This window comes from Flavobacterium glucosi, from assembly GCF_048286535.1.
Taxonomy (GTDB): Bacteria; Bacteroidota; Bacteroidia; order Flavobacteriales; family Flavobacteriaceae; genus Flavobacterium.
Genome location: NZ_JBLVPK010000003.1, coordinates 367,964 through 392,302, shown reverse-complemented (window position 1 = coordinate 392,302; position 24,339 = coordinate 367,964). Strand labels below are relative to the sequence as shown.

Here is a 24,339-nt window from a genome sequence, read left to right as displayed (position 1 = left end):
GTTTGAGGGGGAATGTTTAATGCAAATTATTCCTCCTCTTTTTGTCCCATCATCATTAAATAGGCTTTCAAGAATTCATCGATTTCTCCGTTCATGACACCATCAACATTACTGGTTTCATGACCAGTTCGAACATCTTTGACTAACTTATAGGGTTGCATTACGTAATTCCTGATTTGTGAACCCCATTCTATTTTCATTTTTCCCGCTTCGATATCCGCGCGTTGTGCCTGTTTCTTTTTTAACTCAATTTCGTACAATTGAGATCGTAACATTTGCATCGCACGCTGTCTGTTATCTTGTTGCGAACGTGTTTCGGAACATTGTATTTGAATTCCCGTAGGTTTGTGAAACAATTGTACTTTAGTTTCCACCTTATTAACATTTTGTCCACCTGCACCGCTGGATCGCGAAGTGGTAATTTCGATATCCGCAGGATTAATGTCAATTTCGATACTATCATCTACAAGGGGATACACGTAAACGGATGCAAACGACGTATGGCGCTTGGCATTACTGTCAAAAGGTGATATTCGAACCAATCGATGTACGCCGTTTTCGCCTTTCAAATAGCCAAAGGAATAATCGCCTTCAAATTCGAGCGTTACGGTTTTTATACCCGCAGCTTCTCCTTTCTGGAAATTCAGTTCTTTGATTTTATAGCCGTATTTCTCGCCCCACATCATATACATACGCATCAGCATTTCGGCCCAATCACAACTTTCGGTTCCACCGGCACCGGCGGTTATTTGAACAACAGCGCTCAACGTATCACCTTCATCCGAAAGCATGTTTTTGAATTCTATTGCTTCAATATGAGCTTGAGTGGCGTTGTATTGCTCGTCTAATTCTTCCTGAGTAAGCTCTCCTTCTTTATAAAAATCATAGGCGAGTTGCAATTCATCCGTCATTTCGACCGCTTTATTGTAATCCTCAATCCATTTTTTCTTGTTTCTAAGATTTTTTACAATGAGTTCCGCTTCTTTTGCATTGTTCCAAAAATCGGGTGCAAAAGTTTTCTCTTCTTCATTAGAAATCTCAATTAGTTTGGCATCAACGTCAAAGATACCTCCTCAACGCACCAAGGCGCTCCACAATACCTTTAATCTGTTCGGTAGTTGTCATAAAAATTATATTATTTTGATATTTCTGTTTTCAATATTTATATAAAATTCCGCTGTGTAATATATTTAGTTTAGTTTTAACTGAACTAGCTTGAATTAACAAACGGTATTATGTAAATTTGTGGCACAAAAATAGAAAAATTTTATGAAGGGACAATTCCCCAATTGCCCGTACTGATAATAAAAAAAATATGGAAATAAATTTAATTAGCGATACAATCACTAAGCCTTCTAACGAAATGTTGCAATACATGTTTAAAGCAGTTGTAGGTGATGATGTTTACAAACAAGATCCTACAGTTATTGAATTAGAAGCAAAAGTTGCTGCGATGTTTGGTATGGAGGCAGGGCTTTTTTTTCCTTCTGGAACAATGGCGAATCAAACCGCCATAAAATTGCATACACAACCCGGAGAGCAATTAATAGCAGACAAATATGCACACGTTTATCATTACGAAGGTGGTGGCGTTTCTTTTAACAGTGGCGTTTCTTGTTGTTTATTAGACGGAAACCGCGGAATGATAACGGCGGATCAAGTGGCGGGAGCAATTAATGATCCTGAATTTTACCACAGTCCATTGACGAGTTTAGTTTGTGTGGAAAACACAACTAATAAAGGTGGAGGCGCTTGTTACGAACTGGAAGATTTACGGAAAATTAAACAGGTTTGCGATGCCAATAATTTGAAATTTCACATGGATGGCGCCCGAATTTGGAATGCATTGGTGGCTAAAAAGCAAGATCCAAAAGCATTTGGAAAATTATTTGACACGATTTCGGTTTGTTTATCCAAAGGATTAGGTGCGCCAATTGGTTCCGTTTTATTGGCCGATAAAGCGACGATTCACAGAGCGTTACGAATCCGGAAAATATTAGGTGGCGGAATGCGTCAAGTAGGCTATTTGGCCGCAGCCGGAATTTATGCTTTGGATAACAACATAGAACGCCTTGCCGAAGATCATCGAAGAGCTAAAGAAATTGCCGAAGTATTAAAAAAAGTAAGTTGGGTCGCTTCTGTAGAGCCAGTGGAGACTAATATTTTGATTTTTTCATTGACACCAAATTGTAACGAGAAGAATTTAATTGAAGTTTTAAAACAAAAAAACATTTCAATAAGCTCGATGGGACATGGAAAATTGAGAATTGTAACGCATCTTGATTACAGAGAAGTGATGCATACTTATGTTTTGGAAACACTCCAAAAATTGGTTTAAAAAAAGTATGAGTTATGAATTATGAGTTTTTCAAGTTGTCAAAACTCATAATTCATAACTTATAATTCATAACTACTTGAACAAATTATCCATTCCTGGAATCATTGGCATATCCATTTTTGCTACAGCATCAAGTTCAGCTTCATTTACTTTAGTAGCTTTTTCGATAGCTTTGTTTAGTACCAAAATCATATAATCTTCTAATTGTTCTTTGTCTTCCAGCAAAGAGTCGTCAATCGTAATTGATTTAATGGAGCGATTAGCAGTCAACGTTACTTTCAATAAACCATCGGTACTTTGCTCGTCTATAAGAACTGTGTCTAAACGTTTTTTAGTGTCTTCTATCTTTTGTTGGGTTTCTTTAAGTTTGCCCATCATTCCCATTAAATCCATGTTTTAATTTTTTTAAATTAATTGAATCACAAAATTAGTATATTGCATAGTCATATTCAACAAAATATTCATGAAAAATAGACTCATCATAACTTCTCTTTGTGTTATTTTTGCAACTTCATTTACTAATACAAAAGCACAACAAATGTTAAAAAATAGTCCAATTCCAGTAGCTAAAATAATTCCTAAATCATTAGAAAAACACAATGAAACAAGAATTGATAATTACTTCTGGTTAAATGACAGAGAAAATCCGGAAGTTATTGATTACCTGAATAAGGAAAACACCTATTATGATGCAATGACTGCGCATACTAAAGATTTTCAAAAAGAATTGTTTGAGGAAATGAAAGGAAGAATTAAGGAAGATGATCAATCTGTTCCTTATTTATATAATGGTTATTACTACATCACCCGTTTTGAGAAAGGGCAGGATTATCCCATTTATTCCAGAAAAAAAGGAAGTCTTTCTGCCAATGAAGAAATTTTATTCAACTGCAATGATTTGGCCAAAGGACATTCCTATTTTCAATTAGGGGGTTTGAGCGTGAGTCCGGACAATAAATTTGCAAGTTTTGGAATAGACATTGTTGGAAGAAGAATTTACACGATACAGATAAAAAATCTTGAAACGGGAGAAATTCTTTCGGATAAAATTGAAAATGCCACTGGAAACTCCGTTTGGGCAAACGATAATAAAACTATTTTTTATACCAGACAGGACAAAGTTACCTTGCGATCTGATAAAGTTTTCAAACACAAATTAGCTACTGATGCTGCCGATGATGTTTTGGTTTTTAACGAAAAGGACGATACATTCAACGTTTCGGTGAGTAAAGAAAAATCAAGAAAATACATTGTTATTGGTTCAGGAAGTACATTAACAACTGAATATAGAATACTTAATTCTGATACTCCAGATGGTGAGTTTGTGGTTTTTCAACCAAGAGTTCGTGGTTTAGAGTACAGTATTTCTCATTTTGGTGATTCTTTTTATATTCTTACCAATAAAGACAAGGCAACTAATTTCAAGTTGATGAAAACGCCTGAGAACGCTACTGCAAAAGAAAATTGGAAAGATATAATTGCACATAGAAAAGACGTTTTGCTGGAGGATATCGAGATTTTCAGAAACTATTTGGTTGTTGAAGAACGTTCGAATGGATTGAATCATATTCGAATTATGCCTTGGAGTGGAGCAGGAGAGTATTACTTGCCTTTTGGAAGTGAAACGTACAATGCCTACACGACCACAAATGTTGATTTTGATACGGATATTTTGCGTTACAGCTATCAATCATTAGCAACGCCGTCTTCAGTTATTGATTTTAACATGAAAACCAAAGAGAAAGAAATCAAGAAAGAACAAGAAGTTCTTGGAGGCAAATTTGATAAAAATAATTACATCGAAGAACGCGTTTGGGCCACGGCTACTGATGGAACTAAAGTGCCTATTTCCTTGGTATACCGAAAAGGATTAAAAAAAGACGGCAAAAATCCTTTGTTGCTTTATGCGTATGGCTCTTATGGAGTTACAATGGATACGTACTTTTCATCGACACGTTTGTCTATTCTGGACAGAGGATTTGTATTTGCAATAGCACACATTCGCGGTGGCGAAGATTTAGGAAGACAATGGTATGAGGACGGAAAATTATTGAAAAAGAAAAACACATTCACTGATTTTATTGATTGTTCCAAGTATTTGATTCAGGAAAAATATACTTCACCAAACCATTTATATGCCGAAGGCGGTTCAGCAGGCGGATTATTAATGGGAGCAGTAGTCAATATGGCTCCAGAATTGTATAACGGAGTGATTGCTCAAGTGCCTTTTGTAGATGTAATTACCACGATGCTTGATGATACGATTCCGCTTACAACTGGAGAATATGACGAGTGGGGAAATCCAAATGAGAAAAAATCGTATGAATATATGTTATCCTATTCGCCTTATGATAATGTAAAGGCTCAAAAATACCCTAATATGTTTGTTTCTACGGGACTTCATGATTCTCAAGTGCAATATTGGGAGCCTGCAAAGTGGGTTGCAAAGCTACGTACCTTAAAAACAAATGATACCGTTTTATATCTTAATACGAATATGGATGCCGGTCACGGTGGCGCTTCAGGGCGATTTGAAGCTATTAGAGAATTAGCAAAGGAATATAGTTTTTTATTAGATTTAGAAGGAATTAAAAACTAATTAGATTTTTTTTGTTAAATTTGCAACATTCGTGTTTAATGAAAAAATTGCCATGACTAACTATTTTTTTATGAAAAAAGAAATAACTGCTTATAATAATGTTTTAGAATTAATAGGTAATACTCCACTTATTAAGCTAAATAAAGTTACTGAAAATTTAGAAGGAAATTTTTACGCTAAAGTAGAAGCTTTTAATCCAGGACATTCCTCAAAAGATAGAATAGCATTATACATAATTGAAGAAGCTGAAAAGAAAGGTATTTTATCTCCGGGTGATACCATAATTGAAACAACTTCCGGTAATACGGGTTTTAGTTTAGCAATGGTCAGTATAATAAAAGGCTACAACTGCATTCTTGCTGTTAGTTCTAAATCATCTAAAGATAAAATAGATATGCTTCGCAGCTTAGGTGCTAAAGTATATGTTTGTCCGGCGCATGTTTCTGCTGATGATGAGCGTTCGTATTATAACGTAGCCAAACGTTTGCACGAAGAAACAAAAGGCTCGGTTTATATCAATCAGTATTTCAATGAATTGAATGTTGATGCGCATTATAAGTCTACCGGTCCGGAAATTTGGAAACAAACTAACGGAGCAATTACACACTTAATTGCTTGTAGTGGAACAGGTGGCACTATTTCAGGTACTGCAAAATATCTAAAAGAGCAAAATCCTAATATTAGAATTCTTGGAGTGGATGCTTTTGGTTCTGTATTGAAAAAATATCATGAAACCAGAGAATTCGATAATGATGAAATTTATCCATACCGAATAGAAGGTCTGGGGAAAAATTTAATTCCATCTGCAACGGATTTTGATATTATTGATAAGTTCATGAAAGTGACGGATGAGGAAAGCGCTCATGCTGCACGAGAAATCACCAGAAAAGAAGGTTTATTTGTTGGATATACTTCAGGAGCAGTGATGCAAGCGATAAGACAATATGCAGAAGAAGGTGAATTTGACGCAGACAGTAATGTAATCGCAATTTTTCCGGATCACGGTTCTCGTTATATGAGTAAAGTATTTAGCGATGATTGGATGAATGAACAAGGTTTCTTTGACAGCATCAACGAAGAAGAAGTTCAAAAAATTGAAATGATAAAATAAGTTGAAAATTATATATTAAAAAGTCCCATCTGCTTTTGCAAATGGGACTTTTTTATTGCACTCTAAATAAGAACACTTTTTTATTTAATCCAATAATTCAGGATTATTAAGGATCAATTCAATTTTTTTAATAGTGATTGTGATCTGACTCATTTGTAATTCTATATTTCTAAAAAAGAGACTAATATCTCTATTGACCCAACTTTCAGAAATAACTCTGGCACCCAAACTAATTCTTAAAATAGCACTTTCAATTTCTGTAGTATATTTTACATTAACTGCTTGACCAATATGACATTTTTGGGCCGCAAGCCGAATGATTTCTAAAGAAGAACCTTCAAACTGATCAGATAAATCAGAATTTAATAAAGTATATAATTTTTTTACTTTATCAACAGATAAGACTTCATTGTTTTTAAAAATAAAGAAAGGAAAAATGGTACGGATATTTCTTATTCCAAATTCTTTACTGCTGTAACTCTTAGTTTTTGTTTCATCCCCATAAATAGGTTGTAAAAAAGTGGCCTCTTTTATGGAGTCATCCACAAAATTGCAAAACATCTCAATACCCATATTTCGATATAAAATAGGTGTTTTGTAATACCTGTCCATTTCAACCACAGCAGCATTCCAGCGCATATAGGAACCATAGTTATAGCCGTCAGATAATTCATTGGAACAAAACCAAGAAGTAGGCCAATCAGAACGATTATAATATTGGGTTAATCCTTTGGGTAATGTATTTTTTACAGATTGAATTAATTTATTGACACTTTTAGGTAAAATTAATGCACCGCAGTATGGAGGACCAGTGAAGAATTTACTCCCCGTTATGGTGACAATATATCCTTTATTTAAATAATTTTGTATGTCTTTTGGATCTAATCTTAATTGTGATCCATCTACAATTATTTGAATTGATAAATCTTCAAGTGTATTTAGTTTTTTAATAAATTTGTCACTAGGAGATTGATACCCTAATTTTGATTGGTCCATAGTATGTAATACTATATGCCTGCCTTGATTTTTGGTCGTAATAACGGCGTCAAATACTTCCTGATCTAATTGATTAGAAGATTTTAATGCACCATTTTGATCTCTAAAAGGGATTTGTATTAAATCAACATCTCTAAAACCTTCAATTTTAGTGTCTTTTTTAATTGGATAATTTAAAGCAGTAGTGTTTTCAAAATGACACCCTTTTAAGGCCGCCGCCACACCGCTGCCAGTTTCATCAGAGGCAACCAGAATATGTGTAATTTCTTTATCGGAAATAATTTGTGTTATGGCTGCTATTTGAAGAGAAGAATCAGTACCTGATGGTGAAAAAATTATTTCACATTCCTCATTTAATTTAAATATTTGTCTCAGGTTATTTTTCAGCAGTTCAGAAAACTCGATCGTAGTATTTTGAAAACCTTTTTTCAGGCTATTTCTAATCAATATACTTCTTACTTTATCTGTTTTATCAAAAGCAAAATTAGAAACGCTCGACGCCGTAGAAGAAGCAAAAGTAAATGCGTCAGGTCTTGGGAATGGGCGACATCCGTATTTATTTAGCAAATGAATCTCGTCGATATTCAATCTAAGATCTCCTCCAGACATCAACATGTATTCTGTGGGTTTTGCAAGATTTTCGACAATAGGTTTCCAAGATTCTTTGAGTTCAGTATTAGAATTTTTTAAACCATGAAAAGACTGGAGCTCTTCGTTTATTAATGAAAATTCGCTATTTAAATAGTTATCATTTTTAATTAGATTAATTAGAAGATAATCAAGATTTTCTAATTTTTCTTTATCATCTTTAGGTAGTAAATTATAAAATATTCGAATTACTTCAACAGCTGCAATATCACATAAAATAGTATCTTTTTTCTCGGCGTTCAAAGCTTTGTACCATAGCTGCCATTCGATTCCATATCTTAAATAGACTAAAGCTAAAATGGGTTTATTCAAAAAGGACGAACCAATTATAATTGATTTGTTAGGAACAATTTTAAATATAGTAGGCTCACTGGTTGAAGTGATAATATTGATGTTATTTATCTTTGGTACGGTATTGAATCTTTTTAAAATGCGAACTAAATAGTTTACATTTTCTTTTTCAAATAAACTAGTTCTTTTATATTGATTTTCAATTAGAATATTGTTTGTCATATATGTTATAATTTTAAGCGTTCCTTAGAACGATTCTGTATTGGGAAAATTTGCTTTCTAACTAAATTCAATCAAGAACCATCTTTTGTAGAAAATCTTCACAAAAAATAATTGTGTTTCCAATGGTTTTATGTTTCGCTAGTTTTTAAGGTGTTAAATTTCGCAAAAGTTAGCAAATATAATAAACTTGGTTGCAGTAAAAAAGATATTAAAAAATACTCGTTTGCTAAATCATCTTTTTTTAGTTAGAGTCAGTTATTTAAACGGTATTTATAAAATAATTTGAAGGTACACACTTATTAAAAATTGTATTGAAACACTATTGATTTAGTTCTTGAAAACTTCAGAAAAAGTGAAAAGCAATAGGAAAACAAATAATTCCAAGAAACTATCTAGTTTGTGTTGTAAATATATTTTCAGCCGATTTTACTAAATAACTCAGAAAATACTTTAAACAAGAAATGACAAAGGCTTCATTCTTGATTTATAAATTGTAAAACAAAAAAACTCCAGCCAAAGCTAGAGTTTTAAATATAATTATAACGAAATCTATTCTTCTTCCATAGTGTGATATACGTTCATCACGTCATCATCTTCTTCTAATTTTTCAATTAGTTTTTCTACATCGGCGACTTCAGCTTCAGATAGTTTTTTTGTTATTTGAGGAATTCTTTCAAATCCGGAGGAAAGAATTTCTAGTCCTCTGTTTTCTAATTCTTTTTGAATGGTTCCAAAACTTCCAAAAGGAGCATATATTAAAATACCGTCTTCGTCTTCAAAAACCTCTTCAGCACCAAAATCGATTAACTCTAATTCTAATTCTTCAGGATCGATTCCGTTTGCCGGAATTCTAAAATTACAGGTATGATCAAACATAAATTCAACTGAACCTTGGGTTCCCATAGTTCCATTACATTTGTTAAAATAACTTCTAACATTGGCAACCGTCCTATTGTTATTATCAGTAGCTGTTTCAACTAGAATTGCAATTCCATGAGGCGCATAGCCTTCAAATAAAACTTCTTTATAGTTGGCTGTATCTTTATCGGTAGCTTTTTTAATGGCACGTTCTACGTTTTCTTTTGGCATATTTACTGCCTTGGAATTTTGAATAACGGCTCTTAATCTAGAGTTTGCATCAGGATTAGGACCGCCTTCTTTTACAGCCATTACAATATCTTTACCAATTCTGGTAAATGCTTTGGCCATTGCTGACCAACGTTTCATTTTTCTGCCTTTTCTAAACTCAAACGCTCTTCCCATTTCTATTTTTTATTTTGAACTGCAAAAATACAGTTATTCTAAACTTTATGCAATGATTTTATTTCTTGTAAAAAGGTAATTTTACTACTTTGGCAAGAACGTCATTTTTACGGATTCTGATAAAAATTTCGCTTTCCAAAGTACTGTTTTCAACAGTTACATAACCCAAGCCAATTCCTTTATTCATGGATGGTGACATGGTTCCCGAAGTTACAATTCCGATTACATTTCCGGAAGCATTCACAATTTCGTAATCGTGTCTTGGCACGGCACGTTCTTGCATTTCAAAAGCGACTAATTTTTTAGTAACTCCTGCTTCTTTTTGTTTTTTCAGATTTTCTGAATTCGTAAATTCTTTCGTGAACTTCGTAATCCATCCCAAACCAGCTTCCAGTGGTGATGTCGTGTCGTTGATATCATTACCATACAAACAGAAACCCATTTCCAATCGCAATGTATCACGAGCTGCAAGACCAATTGGCTTGATTCCAAAAGCGGCGCCCGCTTCAAAAACTTTATTCCAAATTTGTTCTACTTCGGAGTTTTTACAATAAATCTCAAAACCTCCAGAACCCGTATATCCTGTAGCCGAAATAATTACGTTTTCGATACCGGCAAAATCACCCACTTCAAAATGGTAATAGGGAATCGCAGATAAATCTTTTGGGGTCAAGGATTGCATCGCTTCAACCGCTTTTGGTCCTTGAATGGCCAATAATGAATAATCATCGGAAAGGTTTTTCATATCCACACCCAAATCATTATGTGCCAAAATCCAATCCCAATCCTTATCAATATTCGAAGCATTTACCACTAATAAATACTGCTCATCTTTCATTTTATAAACAATCAAATCATCTACAATTCCACCGTCATTGTTCGGTAAACAAGAATATTGTGCTCTTCCAATAGTCAAAGTCGAAGCATCATTTGAAGTCACTTTCTGAATCAATGCCAATGCATTTGGACCCGTAAGCAAGAATTCACCCATGTGAGAAACATCAAAAACACCCACGGCAGTGCGCACCGTTTCATGTTCCGCATTCACTCCTTCATATAAAATGGGCATATTGTATCCGGCAAACGGAAGCATTTTTGCTCCCAAACTCTCATGTATGTGCGTAAGCGCAGTATTTCTCATTGTGTTTTTATATAAAATTTCAAGTCGCTAATTTATTGATTTTATTTCGGGTGACAAAGGCAGAGTGATGCAAAGTTTAAAGTTTCAAACGTTTTCGGAATAATTCGGGCTGTAGGATTTATAGTCATTTTTTTTAGGAGCTATTTCCTGCTATTCGCTATATCTTTATTTAAAGCTTCCAGCCTTCAAAAGGCCGGAAGCTTTAAATAAAGGATGCCGCTGCTATCAGGGCTAGGGAATTTTGGTTCAAGGAATGAATTTGTTTCCTATTAAATTCGTAATTTTAAAGAAACAAATTTCCATGACGAATCCCATTTACATCAACCAAAAAGAAATCCTGAAACGATACAAAAAGCCGGATAAGCATACACATAAAGGAATTCAGGGACACGCTTTAATCATTGGCGGAAGTTATGGAAAAATAGGAGCAGTGAGTTTGTCTGCCAAAGCATGTTTGAAAGCCGGTTGTGGATTAGTCACTGTTTTTATCCCCAAATGTGGGTACTCTATTCTGCAAATTGCCATTCCCGAAGTCATGGTGCTCACAGACGATCACGAGAAATTAATCTCCAATATTACTTTCGACTTTACACCACAAGCCGTCGGAATGGGTCCCGGTTTGGGTCAGGCAGTTGAAACCCAAAATGCAGTGCATCAGTTTTTAAAAACAAATAAAAATCCTTTGGTAATCGATGCCGATGCGTTAAATATTATATCAAAAAACAAAGAATGGCTCTCTTTAGTACCACCTAAAACTATCTTAACACCACATCCCAAAGAACTGGAACGATTGATTGGAAAATGGCATTCCGAAGAGGAAAAAAGGAGTAAAGCAATCTCTTTTTCAATAGAGTACGATGTTATAATCGTAATGAAAGGCGCACCAACATACCTAATTGATGGTGATACAATCTACGAAAATACTACAGGAAATGCCGCTTTGGCAACCGCAGGAAGTGGCGACGTTTTGACGGGAATGATTACCAGTTTACTAGCGCAATCCTATGAGCCTATTAGTGCCGCAATTCTTGGGGTTTACCTTCATGGATTAACAGCAGATATTGCCTTGCCAGAAACCGGTTATCAATCCTTTATCGCTTCTGATGTGATTGCGAATATTGGGAAAGCCTTTTTGAGTTTAGAAAAATTGGAGTAAATAGCACTCATAAATGAATTTTATCCTACTTATTTGTAAATTTGTATCCAAGCAAATAGCTTTATCCAATTCGATTATGGAAAAAATACTTCATCTTAGAACCGTAAATGTTACGCGATACATCACGCCTTTGCGGGAAGGCGGTTCTTTGCCTGCGCTCGCTGAAGCCGATGATGATTTTAAATATGTATTGAAATTCAAAGGTGCCGGACACGGCGTAAAAGCCTTAATTGCCGAATTAATCGGTGGAGAAATTGCCCGTGTTTTAAACCTAAAAATGCCAGAACTCGTTTTCGCAAATCTCGACGAAGCTTTTGGACGTTCCGAAGGCGATGAAGAAATTCAGGACTTGCTTCAAGGCAGTCAAGGACTTAACTTGGCATTGCATTATTTATCGGGAGCCATAAATTTTGATCCTGTTGTGACTTTGGTTGACCCAAAACTAGCGTCCCAAATTGTTTGGTTAGATGCTTTTATTACAAACGTAGACAGAACATTTAGAAACACCAATATGTTGATTTGGCATAAAGAATTGTGGCTGATCGATCACGGCGCGAGTCTTTATTTTCATCATTCGTGGACCAATTGGAAAAAGCACGCACAAAGTCCTTTTGCATTGATAAAAGACCATGTATTGTTGCCTCAGGCTACGTTATTATCAGAAACGGATGCGATATTCAAAAAAATACTAACTGACGATGTATTACAAAATATTGTAAATCTTATTCCAGAAGTTTGGCTCAATTGGGAAGATACTGATGAAACTCCCGAAGCCATTCGGGAAGTCTATTTCCAGTTTTTATCCATACGTTTGAACCATTCCGAAATTTTTATAAACGAAGCACAAAATGCAAGAGAAGCACTTATATGAGTATGCCGTAATCCGGGTTGTGCCAAGGGTAGAACGTGAAGAATTCCTCAATGTAGGCATTATTCTCTTTTGTAAAAAAGCGAAGTTTATAAAAGTGCTGTGCTCGATGAATGAAGCTAAACTGCAACTATTTTCAGCCGATTTAGATTTGGAACAATTGCATCTAAACTTACAGGCATTCGAGAAAGTGGCGCATGGCGAAAAATCAGGGGGACCAATAGGACAATTTGATATTCCATCGCGTTTCCGCTGGTTGACAGCACTTCGCAGTTCCGCTATTCAAACCTCAAGACCACATTCTGGACTGAGTGATGATTTGGAACAAACCGCGCAACGTTTATTTGAAGAAATGGTATTGTAAATGAATTTTAAAAGTCATGGAAAGTCATTTCGTAATCAAAATACTTTTATACTATCAACAATAGAATATTAAAAGTTACGACTGTCTGAAAACATACCAAGCATTTTTCACCACAGATTCACTGATTTATAAATTGTTTAATAGCTATGTTTTTTTTTGCCAAAAATCTAATTTTAATCTGTGAATCTGCGGGTAATTTTTAAAAACGTTTTTACGAGATTTAATAGGTATTAGTTAAGAAAAATATTTAAGGAACGCTGTTTAGGTGACGCGCAAGATGCATGCCCATACTAAAGCAAGCCTGCAACAGATAGCCGCCGGTGGGTGCATCCCAGTCCAGCATTTCACCAATACAATAATGACTTTTCTTATTTTTAAATTGAAAATTTTCATCCACAGCATGCAATTGAATACCGCCTGTCGTAGATATAGCATCGTTCAATAGGGCAGAGCCGGTAATTTCGATGCTGAATTTTTTAATGTTTTGGGCCAATAATTCCGGATTTAAATAGGTTTCTTTCGAAAGGTATTTTTTCAAAAGCCCAATCTGCGCAGCACTCAATTTAACTTCTTTCTGTAGTGTTTCGCTCGTCTTTTTAAAACTTGATTTTCTAATCTTTTGAAGCAAATCATCATACCGCAATGTTGGTTTCATATCCAGAAATACAGTCGCCTTTTGTTGGCTTTCCAATTCTTTCCTGATTTGTGGACTAAGGGCATAAATGGCATTTCCTTCTAAACCAAAACGCGTGATAACCGCTTCGCCTTTATGTCTTTTATTTAAACAACTGATAGCAATATTTTTAAGCGGACTGCCTTCATGTTCGCTGATAAAATCTTCCGGCCAATCCACACGATACGCACAATTAGAAGATTGAAATGGAACAATAGCAATATTTTGCTTTTCGAACAAGTTAAGCCAAGTACCATCAGAACCGGTTACCTTCCAGCTCCCGCCGCCTAAGGCAAAAATAGTATAGTCTGATTGTATTGCTGTATCCCCATTGAAAACGATAGCATCGTTGCTCGTCCAACCTTTCCAAGTATGTTGGTATTGAATAGCGACACCTTGTTTAGTCAAAACATCCAGAATTGCATTGAGCACTGTTATAGGTTTGATGCCACTTTCAGGATACACCCGTTTGCTACTGCCGATGTAGGTTGGAATACCGATGGAATCAATCCATTTCCGAAAATCGTCATTATCAAAATCAAGGAGTGCTTTTTCTAAAAAATGGGGTGGTGTATAGCGCGTAATCAGTTCAGTAATGGGCTCCGAATGGGTAAGATTAAATCCTCCTTTTCCGGCTACCAGAAATTTTCTTCCCAGTGTTTTGTTTTTTTCGTAAATGGTAACGTGGAATTTTTGACAATCCAGTAACGCAGCGAGTATAAGTGCTGCGGGTCCTCCTCCAATAATTGAAACTGATTTCTTCACTCCGCAAAAATAGGCTTTGTTTTATCCATTAACGCTGATATGGATTTTTATATTAGCTATTGTATTTGTAAAGCAAAAAAAAGGCTGTTCATTTTGAACAGCCTTTTTTATAAAAGTATTACCAAGCCTAATATTTTGCCGATTCTCCGGCTTTAGGCAAGGATTGTTTTATAAATTGCCTGATATCTTCGTTGGCAGTTTCCAAATCTACTTTTCTCAAGTACATCATGTGACCGCTTCTATAGCCTTTCCAGGACATTCTGTCTTTTAGCCTTCCGCTTGGATCCATTTGCCACATGTTATATTTCGAGTTAAAATAATCACAGGCGCCGTCATAATATCCGGACTGAACCATTACATGTAAATACGGATTTTGCGCCATGGCTTGACGCAGGTTTTCCCCGGTTTTATCATTGGAATCGTCCCAAGGTCTCACAGAACCAAACATATTGTATTTGAAATCGGTTTTGTAATTCAAATTATTACGCAAGTACATATTGATGGCAGGAGTAAAGGAGTGGAGCCAAGAGGTAAGTTCGGCATTAAAATCAGGTCCGTCACCAGCCGCTTTACGGTCAATTCCTTTGTAGCGGGAATCTAATCTTCCTATCGTAAACCCTTGATCGCGCAACAATTCTTTCCAGAAATAATCATAGGGAACATCTAAATTATTTTGCAAAACCACTTTTTCTGAAAGTCCGGAATAGCGGGCAATCTTAGCCGCCATTTCTTTTCTTTTTTGGTCGTCTAAGGCGCCTCCTTTGCTCAATGCAGGAAGCAGTTCATTGATAGTAAAGTCTTCCACTTCCGGTAACATGGCTGTTAAATCTTTGTTTTGTAAATCAGAAGGCAGCATTTTGTGATACCAAGCGGTAGCGGCAAAATAAGGCAGTTTCAGTGCAGCTTCAGAAGCCACTCCGCGAGTGATTCCCAACTCAGTTGGTGATACCAGAATAACACCGTTCAGATACATCCATTCGCTGTTTTGCAATTCTAATGCCAGTCCGGAAACGCGTGTGGTACCATAGCTTTCACCAATCAAATATTTAGGCGAAGCCCAACGATTGGTTCGGGATACAAATCCATTAATCCAATCGGCGAGGTATTTAATGTCGGCATTTACACCAAAGAATTTAGTGGTGGGTATTTCTTTGCTCGTAGCTCTTGAATATGCGGTATTGACCGGATTTACAAAAACAATATCGGCAACATCCAAAATTGAATATGGATTTTCCTTGATTCCATAAGGCTGTAAAGGGTAGCCTTCATCATCAATATTGATTAAACTTGGACCCGTATACGCTATTTGCATCCAAACCGATGCCGAACCCGGACCGCCATTAAAGGAAATAACCAAAGGACGTGCGGCACGATCTTTTACATCGGAGCGTTCGTAATACGTGTAAAATAAACCGGCAATTGCTTTTCCGTCTTCGTCCCAAACCGGCATCGTACCAGTGGTGGCTTTATAAGATACTTTTTGACCTTTGATAGTCGTAGTATGTTCGGTTACCACTTGCGAATCTGGATTGAAAGTGAGATTTGCAGCTGAACTTTCTTCTTTTGTAGCGGCAGGTGTTGTAGGTGTTTTTGAAGGTTGGGCATGTAAAGCCGTAAAAAATCCAACTAAGAGCAAGGATAGTACTGTTTTTTTCATAAAAAGATAGGTTTGAGGTATTTCAATACTGTTTTTTTGAAACAATTTTGACAGCACTAATGTATTGTTTTTTTAATAGAGTGACAAAAAGCGGAAAGCAGCATAGTAATTTCCTAACCCTGAAACGGTATTTGGGCGTAACCCCAAAGCACAAAACTCCCTTTTCTATTTACGTATCTGCGGCTTTGGGGTCGGGCTTTTGGCTCTATCTTTATTTTTTTAAAGAAAAAAAATAAAGGATGCCGCCGCAATCCCTTACGCGAGCCACCCGAAAATGGATAGAAATTTTGTTTATCGCTATATTTTATTTTCTTGAAATAACGTTTCTAATTGCTCCAGACAAGCGGTAATACCTTGTTCAAAGCCCATTTCAATCATGGTTTCAATCTCTTTTTCATTAGAATAAAACATCTTGAATTCCACTAAAGTACCAGATACTGTTGTCGTAAAAACAATAGTTCCGGTAGCAACCGGCAACGAAGTGTTTATAGTTCCCTTTTCATCACAAAAACTATCTTTAATTTCAAAACTTAAATGCGGTGTTATAGCTGTATAGTCCATTCGTCCCCAATGCTTTTCATTTTCGGGACCCACCATTGCGTACAACCAATAACCGCCAACAGAAAAGCGCATCGATTTGGTTTCGGCTTTCCAAGGTTTCGGCGCCCACCATTGTTCCAATAACTCACTTTCAGTGTACGCACGCCAAACTTTATCGAGTGGAGCAGTAAATGTTCTGGAAACCAGAATTGATTTTTCTTCTAAATCTTTTACAACAAGTGTTTTGCTATTAGTTGCCATTTTATTTTGATTTAAGATTGATTAGTACTAATTCTAAACCTTTTTCTCCAATACAATAAATTCCAAAGGCACTTCCGTAATTGGAATATGAACATTGCTTGCCGGAAATGGTTCTCTTGCTCCGCTATCCACATAACCATTGCGTTTGTACCAAGCAATTAATTCTTCCCGAACAGCTATTACAGTCATTACAATTTTTGGCAATCCCATTGCCGAAGCATGAATTTCAGCCTGTTGCAATAATTTTTTTCCAAGGCCACTATTTTGTAATTCCGGCGAAACCGTCAGCATTCCTAAATACAATTGTTGTTCTTTTTCAATCAACAATACGCAACCTATAATTGCATTATTCGCTGTAAATTTCAGAAGCGTATTTTTTGGGTTTTCAATCGTTTCAGTCAGTTCTTGTTCAGTGGTTCTGAGTCCTTCTAAAATGTTGGCTTCAGTAGTCCATCCTTTTTTAGAAGATTCGCCGCGATACGCTGAATTGATTAATGTATTTAATAACGAAACGTCATCTACTGTTGCTTTTGTGATCATGTATAATGCTTCTATTCTAAGGTTATTGTTTTATGTTTTCAAAGGTAGAAAAAAGGAAGTAATCACTTCGTTTTTTGATAAAATAATTTATATAATACTGATAATCAGTATATTTAATGATTTAGAAAGATTTTTTTTTTACCTTTGAACAAAGAAACTGTACAACAATTTAATACATACAATTATGAAAAGTTTAAATATTTTTTGGGTAATAATGATGGCTTGTGTACTGAGCATGGCACCAATATTTGGGCAATCAACGGCTAAAAAGAATAAAATTATTGCTGACAGTAAAACAGCAAAAGCGGAGTTCATTAAAAGTGACCCGCTGATGAAAGCACTTTTTGATAAAGCCTATGGTTATGTTATTTTTCCAAATGTTGGGAAAGGAGGACTTGCTATCGGCGGAGCAGCTGGAAACGGGGTTGTCTATGAACAGAACAAGCAAATAGGCATGGCCAAGTTGACGCAAGTGAGCATAGGATTTCAAGCTGGTGGACAAGCGTATCGGGAAGTAATATTTTTTGAAACAAAAAACGAAATGGACCGCTTTAAAGAAAGCCGATTCGAGTTTTCTGCACAAGCTTCAGCAGTAGCTGTAACTGAAGGCGCTTCGGCAAACGTGAAATATACGGATGGCGTTATGGTGTTCACCATGCAAAAGGGCGGACTCATGTACGAGGCATCGATTGGCGGACAGAAGTTTAAGTTTAATAAATTATGATAAAAGCAAAACGGCTGAGAAATTTTCTCAGCCGTTTTGCTTTTTAGTAGATATATGAAAGCCTATTATCATTTCTTTTTCGTCTCAAATAAAATGTATTTTTTGAATACGTATTTCCAAGGTACGAAGAGTATCGGTATGATAATTCCGGAGAACATATACGCCATTTCTTCGGCTGGAGAACCTTTGAGCGTCCCGGCGGACCATAACGGATATGCCACAACGGCAAGCCAAAGTGATTTATAGAAAATCATAAAAAGCATTATGGGTAACATTCTGAGCGTATGGAACACCCCTAAAAGTGCCAGCGTAGAGTAAGCAGTCCAAGTGCACCAAGCAACTGCTCTTGTAGGATCCCATTCCCCTTCATGGGTAAGAATAACGGTCCAAGAATCTGTGGCAACAAAAACAAACATTAACGCAAAGAACAGCCGCATCACATAAATATTGATTCTGCGAACGCCTTCGTAGTTTTCGTAGTCCGGAAGAAAAATATTCTTGATAGGGAACCTTGATTGCTTTAGCTGCTGTGGTACTTGCTCTGTTGTGTTCATCGTTTTTCTGTTTGGTTTTTATCTTAGCACCAAGGTATAAAACAAGCTACATCCTTTTAAGTCAGTAGCTTGTTTTGTTTTTTTATCTTGTTGTTATGTCTTAGCATTGTGGGCAAGGACAGCATTTTTTAGCTATCCAAGTCAGAGAAATTATGAATATCCGAGCGATTGAGTATCTTCTTGTTGAATGTCTTCTGAAATTTCCATCATCATATTGTAATGTCCAGCGTTTTCAGTGTGCCTAAAAATCTCTTTAAAAACCTCCAAATATTTAGCAATTGTACCGTCTGGTGATTCTACAAATAAGTCGTCAGGCATTGTGTGAGAACCTTCATTTGTCCAACTCATTAATGATCTACATATTTCTTTTTCTTCTTTTGAAGTAAATTGACCTATTAAAAAATTATCTCTACGGTTTCCTAGAATACTGAAATAATTCTCAATTATTCTTCTCATTGTATTTTGAATTGTTATTCCAGAATTTTTCTCCCTTTCTTTTATTTCTCTCCATAATAATTCATAAGAAGATTGGATTGGATTTTTTTCTAAATACGGTTGAATACTTGAATGTTTGTAGTTTTTTCGGAGTATCCAAAAACTTGCTTTTTCTCCTTTTCTATACGAACTGTCAACATAAGAAACCTCTTTGTGAAAATATACATTGTGCGTCAAAAGAATAATTTGTCTGATATTGCCAATATCAATTCTTACTTCTTTGATTATTTCTTTTATAAGAGTGCTTACCAAAAATAAAACATTACTGTCTAAACTTGAAATTGGATCATCTATAACTAAAATTCTTTCGCTATTTACATCGTCTTCAGAACTTCCTCCTTTTGCTAATTGCAAATAATATAGAAAAGTAATAAATGTAATTTCGCCTTCACTCAATGTAGATTCTGCAACGGTTCCATCTTCTCTCTGGATTTGATAAAAGCCATTTTCTGTTGAAGGAACAATTTCAAAATTAAGAAACCCATACGATTTTAGTGTCGTGTTTATTTCGTCAATTGTTGGCTGAATACTAGTTACTTGCTTACTTAACACTTTAATTTCTGCATTTAGATTTTTATGTTCCTCTCGCTTAGTTTCAACTTCAATTTTTAATTTATCAACATATTTTTGAATTCCATCTGCTGATTTTAAAAATGTTTCAATATCTGTTTTATATTCTTCAATTACATATTTCCAAATTGATTTTGTCAATTTATTTTTTTCAAAAGTAAAGTTGGTTACAATATCGTTGTGGTCAGCAATTGCTTTATTTGCGTCTGTTATTAATCCTGAAATTAAATCTAACTGTTCTTTTAAAGAAACCAATTCAACAGTTCTGCTTGGCTCTTTGTTTTTGGTATTTAATAACTCTTTATCTGTAGCAACTTGACTGATTAATGTTTTGAGATATGCTGCATATTTATCGTTATTGAGTTTCGATTTTGAAAAATCTTTTTGATAGGTCTCAATAGTATTCAATTCGTTAATTATATTATCAATCAATAAATTATATTCTTCTTTTAATGATTTCATTGCATTTAAATCTCCGAGATAGGTTTCGTCAAAATAATTTTCTAATTGTTTTTTGAAATCTTTAGTAATGGTTTCTTGTTGACAAAACGGGCAAGTAGCATCTTCTTGAATGTAATTTCTACCTTGGTTTACCCAATCATTTAGGTTTAGTTTTTGAATGAGTTTTGCAATATCCACATTAGCTTTACCAACAATTATTTTTTTCCAAATAGAATTATTTTCTATTTCGATAATTCTGTCGAAAGTAAAAGTATTTATTGGTGTAATATTTTGTGGAACTTCTCCGAAAATAGTTTTTGCTTTTTCTTTTAAATCTTCAATGGTTTGAACTGCTGAAGTATTATTAGTATATTCTTGGAGCAATTTTTTTTTAAAAAGTTCAGATCTTTGTGAACCCACAAAAGCCTCTTTGAAATCTTTTTCATGTTTTTTGTAAACGTTTATCCAAGTATTGTCTTTAAATTTAGTTTCTAAATTTAATTTGTTTTCTCCTTGTTTAATTACAGTTTCTTTCTTTAAAGTAAAATCAGCTTTTATAACTTTTAATTCTTCATTTTTTATTCTTATTATTTCAATTTCTTCGGTAGTTGCTTCGCCAAGTGTGAAAATGCCATTCATTTTACCATTGCCAAAATTATGTTCTCTAAATTGTTTATTATATACCAAGGTTTTAAGAGATTGCTCATTTTTCCAACTCACATTGCAAGTTCTAAAATCAGTATTATCCGTATTAATCAAAAAATTTGATATGGTAGTTTTGCCACAACCGTTTGCTCCATAAATAAAATTTACTTTCTTCAAACCGTTGATTTTAATTCCTACATCATCATATGATGCTACTGTTTTTATATTTATCGATTGAAGCATAGTCTTTTATAATCATCAAACTTAATGATTTTACTTACAGAAAACTAATCTATCAATAAAAAGAATATAGGATTGATTTACATAAAAAAAACGATTAATAACCACTTCGCAGTCGGTTTGTGTTTTAGAATAAATCCTAAAATCCAATATCGAAAATACTTTCAATTCCTTCTAAATCTTAATGAGCAAACTCCCTTTTTCTTCAGACCAAACAATACTCCTTATTGCTATTTAGTGCTGTTGTTTTTTAGAATTAGTTCAAAATAAATCTAAAAAATAATGGTTTAGTGTGATGCTTTCTTGGTTGTTTTTAGTATTTTGGCAGTAGAATCATTTATAATTAACTGATTAGTATGAAATATAGAGTCGCTACTCCGTCATTAAATTTAAGAGATTTTCCGGCAACGCAGGATAATTCCAAAATTTTAACACAAATACCTTTTAGACATACCGTTAAATTAATTGAAAAAACAGCATCAGATTGGTGGAAAGTAAAACTTTTGAACACTGAAAAAGAGGGATTTGTGTTTTCAAAAGACATCGAGCTTGTTGATGAAACGAATCAAAAAAGTATGGATATTGAAGTACCCAATTTTGAGCCGGGTGCTAAAGCAAGTCTGGACAGTAAAGAGGAAACATACAAACCTATTGGCGATCCTTCAATTCCGTTTAGAGATTTAACGAGTCTGGAGTCTAAATTGGCATCAATTCGTAAGATAATTACTTCGCTAAATGTTTCAAAAAGTTTCCGGTATCAGAAAGACGCATCGGATACCTATTGTAATATTTATACTTTTGATTATTGTTTTTTTGCCAGGGTCTATATCCCCAGACTGAGATGGACCGATAAAGCAATTGAGCAACTGGAGAAAGGGAACGAAGTAGCATTGGTTTTTGATGAAACGGTAAGGCCTTCTTATTCCAATTATATCTATGATTGGTTTTTGCAATCGGGGAGTGAGTTTGGTTGGGAAAGAATTGATGATGTTGATGAACTTCAAAAGAAAGTAAATGCTAATGGTGGAGTAGGAATCATCTGTGCCAAAAGATTTATCCTGAATAAATCAGGGCATATTGTAGTGGTTGTTCCGGAAACGGATACTGACAAAGCTTTTAGGAAAGACGGCAAAGTAATTTATCCGTTGCAGTCCCAAGCAGGAGCGGATAATTATAATTATTTTTCAGAAATCAGAAAAGATTGGTGGGACAATAAAGATCCGGAAAAAGGATATTCAGCTGCGATCTTTTATTATCACGAATAGTTTTAAAAAAAAACCGTATTAATAAATACCCTTCTTGCGGGCTTACAGTCAACAAGAAGGGTAATTGTATAGCGGTTATTCTAAAAAGACATCTTGCATTTGTGATGCATGCTTATTTTTTAATTAGTAAAGAACTACAAAAGCCTTTTTCATAATAGGTAGCGTGTAAACTACTGAATATTTGATCGTAAATTTCTAAAGGATCATTCGATTCTATCGTAATGGATAATATGTTTTCTAAATGGCCGATAAATTTTGATGGCACCTGTGTTTCTTTGCCATGGATAATAGATTCGTAGACAAAGTTATTCCATTCCAAATCGCAGATAGGATTTTCGATTTCGTTTAACAAGGCATGATCCATAATAAAAACAAGAAAATTCAAAACCTCCTGTAAGTGCTTTTCATCGAAATAATCAAATATTCGAAATTCAATGCCATGATTTTTGTGCTTATGAAAATTGATGTCTAGCCCAATTTTATCAATTTTTTCATAATCCGATATTTCAGCATAACGGTTCACCCACCACATTGGATTTTCATGCATCGGATGTTCGTCAAAATTCATCTGGACGATTTTTCCGGTTTTCATCACATTGGTGTCATAAGTTCCTACCCCAATGTATCTTGACATGGCACATCGTTGTGATGCTTTTGTTAAATTGACGCTACTGTCATTATGCGATAAATAATCAGAAGAACCGAATTTTATCATAAATAATGGACTCAACCATTGGAATAAGCGAATGGCTCTCTGGTGTTTTTTTATAAAACCTATTTTGTCCTTAATTTCACCTTCCTTATTTAACTCAGTAGGAATAGTTAAATTGAAGTGATAGGTCATATTATTAAAAACAGAATAATTAGTGTTGTTTGAAATAAATATGGCAAAAGGATGGTTTTTAGAACATATTTTTATGGCGCCATATTCCGTAAAGATTTTATCTTTATCAAAGGCGCTTTGTAAGTTGTTTATGAAACCTTGTTTTATTGTTGCCAGTTCAGCAATGGCCGAGTCAATATCTGTTTTGTAAAATTTTTGCGTAACAAATTCAACTGTGTCACCGTCAAAAATGAATTCTTTTTGAAGCTCGTCTATAAAATAAGGATTGTTTTTTTGTAATTTTTCAAAGATACTTTCCCCTGAATATTCAGGATTTGGTTCATTATCTATGGGGTCAAAAGTCTTATGCTGATTGTTGATGTCCGTTTTTGTAAACGAATGGGAGTTCATCAATACCGGCAAATAATATTCTTTATCGGATAATATTTTCAGCAATGAATTCTGGTATATGTTTTCTTTGTAATTCTTAAAATGATTCACACTATACTTTTCATGAAGTCCTTTAGTCAGCAAAAAATCTTTGTCTACCACACGATGGTTTTCAAATTCTAAATAACATTCATTCTCGATTCCTACGCCCCAATACAAATCATTTGACTTATATTGATTCCTATAATCTTTGTGCTTATCCAATAATTCAATTTCAAAACTAACAGCATTCATGCTATGATCCGTCATAAACTTTTTTCTCCTTCTTTTAATAAATTATGTTGATATGGGAAGCTACTTTATCAGGTAGTTTTTTTTGAAGTATTTTTTAATCTGTTGATTTTAGTTAAGATTCAAACCGTTTCTTAAATACTTAGTTGTTTTTTTAATGGGGTTCAGGTTTGTTTTTTCACTCGCAAAAGACCTGAATAGAGATAACTCAATTTTTTTGCAAAAGTAGGTATAATTTAAATCATAATCAAGCTATATTTTTAGATATGGAATTTTATTTTTTTACAGCGGAATTTATTGTTTTATTTACCTGTAAATCACTCATAATTATAGACTTAAAGTTGAAGTCTCAAACGGGTGGATTTTTTTTTTTGTGTTCCAAAATGCAAGTTTAGGATTACTTTATAACAAGATTTATTTAGCCACAAAAAAAACGACTAAAATGAGATTCTCAGAAGTTTTTTTATT

Annotated in this window: 20 protein-coding genes; 8 read left to right on the top strand and 12 right to left on the bottom strand. The window is 34.6% G+C overall.

Annotated elements, in window-relative coordinates:
- Positions 1–26 precede the first annotated feature (26 nt).
- Positions 27–1,125 (bottom strand): peptide chain release factor 2 gene (gene prfB / locus ACNQGD_RS07500; protein ID WP_417995203.1). Its coding sequence is split into 2 segments (ribosomal slippage): positions 27–1,061 and positions 1,063–1,125, totalling 1,098 coding nucleotides; the frame shifts between segments, so codons are not numbered across the junction.
- Positions 1,126–1,315: 190 nt separating this feature from the next.
- Here prfB and ACNQGD_RS07495 point away from each other — a divergent pair.
- Positions 1,316–2,338: a threonine aldolase family protein gene (locus ACNQGD_RS07495; RefSeq protein ID WP_417998858.1), complete on the top strand. Its 1,023-nt coding sequence runs from the start codon at positions 1,316–1,318 to the stop codon at positions 2,336–2,338.
- Positions 2,339–2,410: 72 nt separating this feature from the next.
- Here ACNQGD_RS07495 and ACNQGD_RS07490 read toward each other — a convergent pair whose 3' ends face one another.
- A complete protein-coding gene (locus ACNQGD_RS07490) occupies positions 2,411–2,731 on the bottom strand; it encodes a YbaB/EbfC family nucleoid-associated protein (RefSeq protein ID WP_099715715.1) in 321 nt (106 codons plus the stop codon).
- A gap of 70 nt (positions 2,732–2,801) precedes the next feature.
- Between ACNQGD_RS07490 and ACNQGD_RS07485 the strand changes: the two genes are divergently transcribed.
- Positions 2,802–4,937, top strand: coding sequence for a S9 family peptidase (locus ACNQGD_RS07485; protein WP_417998857.1), 2,136 nt, complete (start codon positions 2,802–2,804; stop codon positions 4,935–4,937).
- A 70-nt stretch (positions 4,938–5,007) separates the two neighbouring features.
- Positions 5,008–6,048 carry a cysteate synthase gene (locus tag ACNQGD_RS07480; RefSeq protein ID WP_282716129.1) on the top strand — a complete coding sequence of 347 codons (1,041 nt, stop codon included), beginning with the start codon at positions 5,008–5,010 and terminating at the stop codon, positions 6,046–6,048.
- A gap of 84 nt (positions 6,049–6,132) precedes the next feature.
- On the opposite strand, the gene ACNQGD_RS07475 is transcribed toward ACNQGD_RS07480, so the two are convergent.
- The 3 genes from ACNQGD_RS07475 to gcvT form a co-directional block, all read right to left on the bottom strand.
- Positions 6,133–8,205 (bottom strand): hypothetical protein, encoded by a 2,073-nt coding sequence (locus tag ACNQGD_RS07475; RefSeq protein ID WP_417998856.1) that lies wholly within the window; start codon positions 8,203–8,205, stop codon positions 6,133–6,135.
- A gap of 549 nt (positions 8,206–8,754) precedes the next feature.
- On the bottom strand, positions 8,755–9,468 hold the full coding sequence (locus ACNQGD_RS07470) for a YebC/PmpR family DNA-binding transcriptional regulator (protein WP_416851363.1): 714 nt from the start codon (positions 9,466–9,468) through the stop codon (positions 8,755–8,757).
- A gap of 58 nt (positions 9,469–9,526) precedes the next feature.
- On the bottom strand, positions 9,527–10,609 hold the full coding sequence (gene gcvT, locus ACNQGD_RS07465) for a glycine cleavage system aminomethyltransferase GcvT (protein ID WP_417998855.1): 1,083 nt from the start codon (positions 10,607–10,609) through the stop codon (positions 9,527–9,529).
- Positions 10,610–10,910: 301 nt separating this feature from the next.
- Between gcvT and ACNQGD_RS07460 the strand changes: the two genes are divergently transcribed.
- The 3 genes from ACNQGD_RS07460 to ACNQGD_RS07450 all read left to right on the top strand — a co-directional run bounded on the left by ACNQGD_RS07460 (position 10,911) and on the right by ACNQGD_RS07450 (position 12,997).
- Positions 10,911–11,765, top strand: coding sequence for an NAD(P)H-hydrate dehydratase (locus ACNQGD_RS07460; protein WP_417998854.1), 855 nt, complete (start codon positions 10,911–10,913; stop codon positions 11,763–11,765).
- Positions 11,766–11,841: 76 nt separating this feature from the next.
- Positions 11,842–12,636: a HipA family kinase gene (locus ACNQGD_RS07455; protein WP_417998853.1), complete on the top strand. Its 795-nt coding sequence runs from the start codon at positions 11,842–11,844 to the stop codon at positions 12,634–12,636.
- The gene (locus ACNQGD_RS07450; protein ID WP_417998852.1) at positions 12,614–12,997 is read left to right on the top strand and encodes a DUF3037 domain-containing protein; all 384 of its coding nucleotides are present in this window, start codon (positions 12,614–12,616) and stop codon (positions 12,995–12,997) included. The genes ACNQGD_RS07455 and ACNQGD_RS07450 overlap by 23 nt, the downstream gene beginning before the upstream one ends.
- Before the next feature lie 247 nt (positions 12,998–13,244).
- Here ACNQGD_RS07450 and ACNQGD_RS07445 read toward each other — a convergent pair whose 3' ends face one another.
- The 4 genes from ACNQGD_RS07445 to ACNQGD_RS07430 all read right to left on the bottom strand — a co-directional run bounded on the left by ACNQGD_RS07445 (position 13,245) and on the right by ACNQGD_RS07430 (position 17,433).
- On the bottom strand, positions 13,245–14,435 hold the full coding sequence (locus tag ACNQGD_RS07445; RefSeq protein WP_417998851.1) for a BaiN/RdsA family NAD(P)/FAD-dependent oxidoreductase: 1,191 nt from the start codon (positions 14,433–14,435) through the stop codon (positions 13,245–13,247).
- Positions 14,436–14,562: 127 nt separating this feature from the next.
- Entirely contained in the window at positions 14,563–16,092 is a 1,530-nt protein-coding gene (locus tag ACNQGD_RS07440; RefSeq protein ID WP_417998850.1) for a S10 family peptidase, read from the bottom strand.
- 297 nt (positions 16,093–16,389) lie between these two features.
- Positions 16,390–16,893: an SRPBCC family protein gene (locus tag ACNQGD_RS07435; protein WP_417998849.1), complete on the bottom strand. Its 504-nt coding sequence runs from the start codon at positions 16,891–16,893 to the stop codon at positions 16,390–16,392.
- A 33-nt stretch (positions 16,894–16,926) separates the two neighbouring features.
- A complete protein-coding gene (locus ACNQGD_RS07430) occupies positions 16,927–17,433 on the bottom strand; it encodes a GNAT family N-acetyltransferase (protein ID WP_417998848.1) in 507 nt (168 codons plus the stop codon).
- A 184-nt stretch (positions 17,434–17,617) separates the two neighbouring features.
- Here ACNQGD_RS07430 and ACNQGD_RS07425 point away from each other — a divergent pair, with 184 nt between their 5' ends.
- Complete coding sequence (locus ACNQGD_RS07425; RefSeq protein ID WP_417998847.1) at positions 17,618–18,157, top strand: lipid-binding SYLF domain-containing protein; 540 nt, start codon at positions 17,618–17,620, stop codon at positions 18,155–18,157.
- 68 nt (positions 18,158–18,225) lie between these two features.
- On the opposite strand, the gene ACNQGD_RS07420 is transcribed toward ACNQGD_RS07425, so the two are convergent.
- Together ACNQGD_RS07420 and ACNQGD_RS07415 are read right to left on the bottom strand one after the other, a co-directional pair.
- Positions 18,226–18,594 carry a hypothetical protein gene (locus ACNQGD_RS07420; RefSeq protein ID WP_417998846.1) on the bottom strand — a complete coding sequence of 123 codons (369 nt, stop codon included), beginning with the start codon at positions 18,592–18,594 and terminating at the stop codon, positions 18,226–18,228.
- Positions 18,595–18,861: 267 nt separating this feature from the next.
- Entirely contained in the window at positions 18,862–21,105 is a 2,244-nt protein-coding gene (locus ACNQGD_RS07415; RefSeq protein ID WP_417998845.1) for an AAA family ATPase, read from the bottom strand.
- Positions 21,106–21,458: 353 nt separating this feature from the next.
- Here ACNQGD_RS07415 and ACNQGD_RS07410 point away from each other — a divergent pair, with 353 nt between their 5' ends.
- Positions 21,459–22,367 carry an SH3 domain-containing protein gene (locus ACNQGD_RS07410; protein ID WP_417998844.1) on the top strand — a complete coding sequence of 303 codons (909 nt, stop codon included), beginning with the start codon at positions 21,459–21,461 and terminating at the stop codon, positions 22,365–22,367.
- A gap of 112 nt (positions 22,368–22,479) precedes the next feature.
- Here the strand turns inward: ACNQGD_RS07410 and ACNQGD_RS07405 are convergent, their stop codons facing one another.
- Entirely contained in the window at positions 22,480–23,889 is a 1,410-nt protein-coding gene (locus ACNQGD_RS07405; protein ID WP_417998843.1) for a hypothetical protein, read from the bottom strand.
- Between the last annotated feature and the right edge of the window lie 450 nt (positions 23,890–24,339).

What these genes read in the sequence shown, in the direction of transcription:
- ACNQGD_RS07495 (WP_417998858.1), top strand. Translation starts at nt 1,316, where the DNA reads ATGGAAATAAATTTAATTAGCGATACAATCACTAAGCCTTCTAACGAA.
- ACNQGD_RS07490 (WP_099715715.1), bottom strand. Translation starts at nt 2,731, where the DNA reads ATGGATTTAATGGGAATGATGGGCAAACTTAAAGAAACCCAACAAAAG.
- ACNQGD_RS07485 (WP_417998857.1), top strand. Translation starts at nt 2,802, where the DNA reads ATGAAAAATAGACTCATCATAACTTCTCTTTGTGTTATTTTTGCAACT.
- ACNQGD_RS07480 (WP_282716129.1), top strand. Translation starts at nt 5,008, where the DNA reads ATGAAAAAAGAAATAACTGCTTATAATAATGTTTTAGAATTAATAGGT.
- ACNQGD_RS07475 (WP_417998856.1), bottom strand. Translation starts at nt 8,205, where the DNA reads ATGACAAACAATATTCTAATTGAAAATCAATATAAAAGAACTAGTTTA.
- ACNQGD_RS07470 (WP_416851363.1), bottom strand. Translation starts at nt 9,468, where the DNA reads ATGGGAAGAGCGTTTGAGTTTAGAAAAGGCAGAAAAATGAAACGTTGG.
- gcvT (WP_417998855.1), bottom strand. Translation starts at nt 10,609, where the DNA reads ATGAGAAATACTGCGCTTACGCACATACATGAGAGTTTGGGAGCAAAA.
- ACNQGD_RS07460 (WP_417998854.1), top strand. Translation starts at nt 10,911, where the DNA reads ATGACGAATCCCATTTACATCAACCAAAAAGAAATCCTGAAACGATAC.
- ACNQGD_RS07455 (WP_417998853.1), top strand. Translation starts at nt 11,842, where the DNA reads ATGGAAAAAATACTTCATCTTAGAACCGTAAATGTTACGCGATACATC.
- ACNQGD_RS07450 (WP_417998852.1), top strand. Translation starts at nt 12,614, where the DNA reads ATGCAAGAGAAGCACTTATATGAGTATGCCGTAATCCGGGTTGTGCCA.
- ACNQGD_RS07440 (WP_417998850.1), bottom strand. Translation starts at nt 16,092, where the DNA reads ATGAAAAAAACAGTACTATCCTTGCTCTTAGTTGGATTTTTTACGGCT.
- ACNQGD_RS07435 (WP_417998849.1), bottom strand. Translation starts at nt 16,893, where the DNA reads ATGGCAACTAATAGCAAAACACTTGTTGTAAAAGATTTAGAAGAAAAA.
- ACNQGD_RS07430 (WP_417998848.1), bottom strand. Translation starts at nt 17,433, where the DNA reads ATGATCACAAAAGCAACAGTAGATGACGTTTCGTTATTAAATACATTA.
- ACNQGD_RS07425 (WP_417998847.1), top strand. Translation starts at nt 17,618, where the DNA reads ATGAAAAGTTTAAATATTTTTTGGGTAATAATGATGGCTTGTGTACTG.
- ACNQGD_RS07420 (WP_417998846.1), bottom strand. Translation starts at nt 18,594, where the DNA reads ATGCGGCTGTTCTTTGCGTTAATGTTTGTTTTTGTTGCCACAGATTCT.
- ACNQGD_RS07415 (WP_417998845.1), bottom strand. Translation starts at nt 21,105, where the DNA reads ATGCTTCAATCGATAAATATAAAAACAGTAGCATCATATGATGATGTA.
- ACNQGD_RS07410 (WP_417998844.1), top strand. Translation starts at nt 21,459, where the DNA reads ATGAAATATAGAGTCGCTACTCCGTCATTAAATTTAAGAGATTTTCCG.
- ACNQGD_RS07405 (WP_417998843.1), bottom strand. Translation starts at nt 23,889, where the DNA reads ATGACGGATCATAGCATGAATGCTGTTAGTTTTGAAATTGAATTATTG.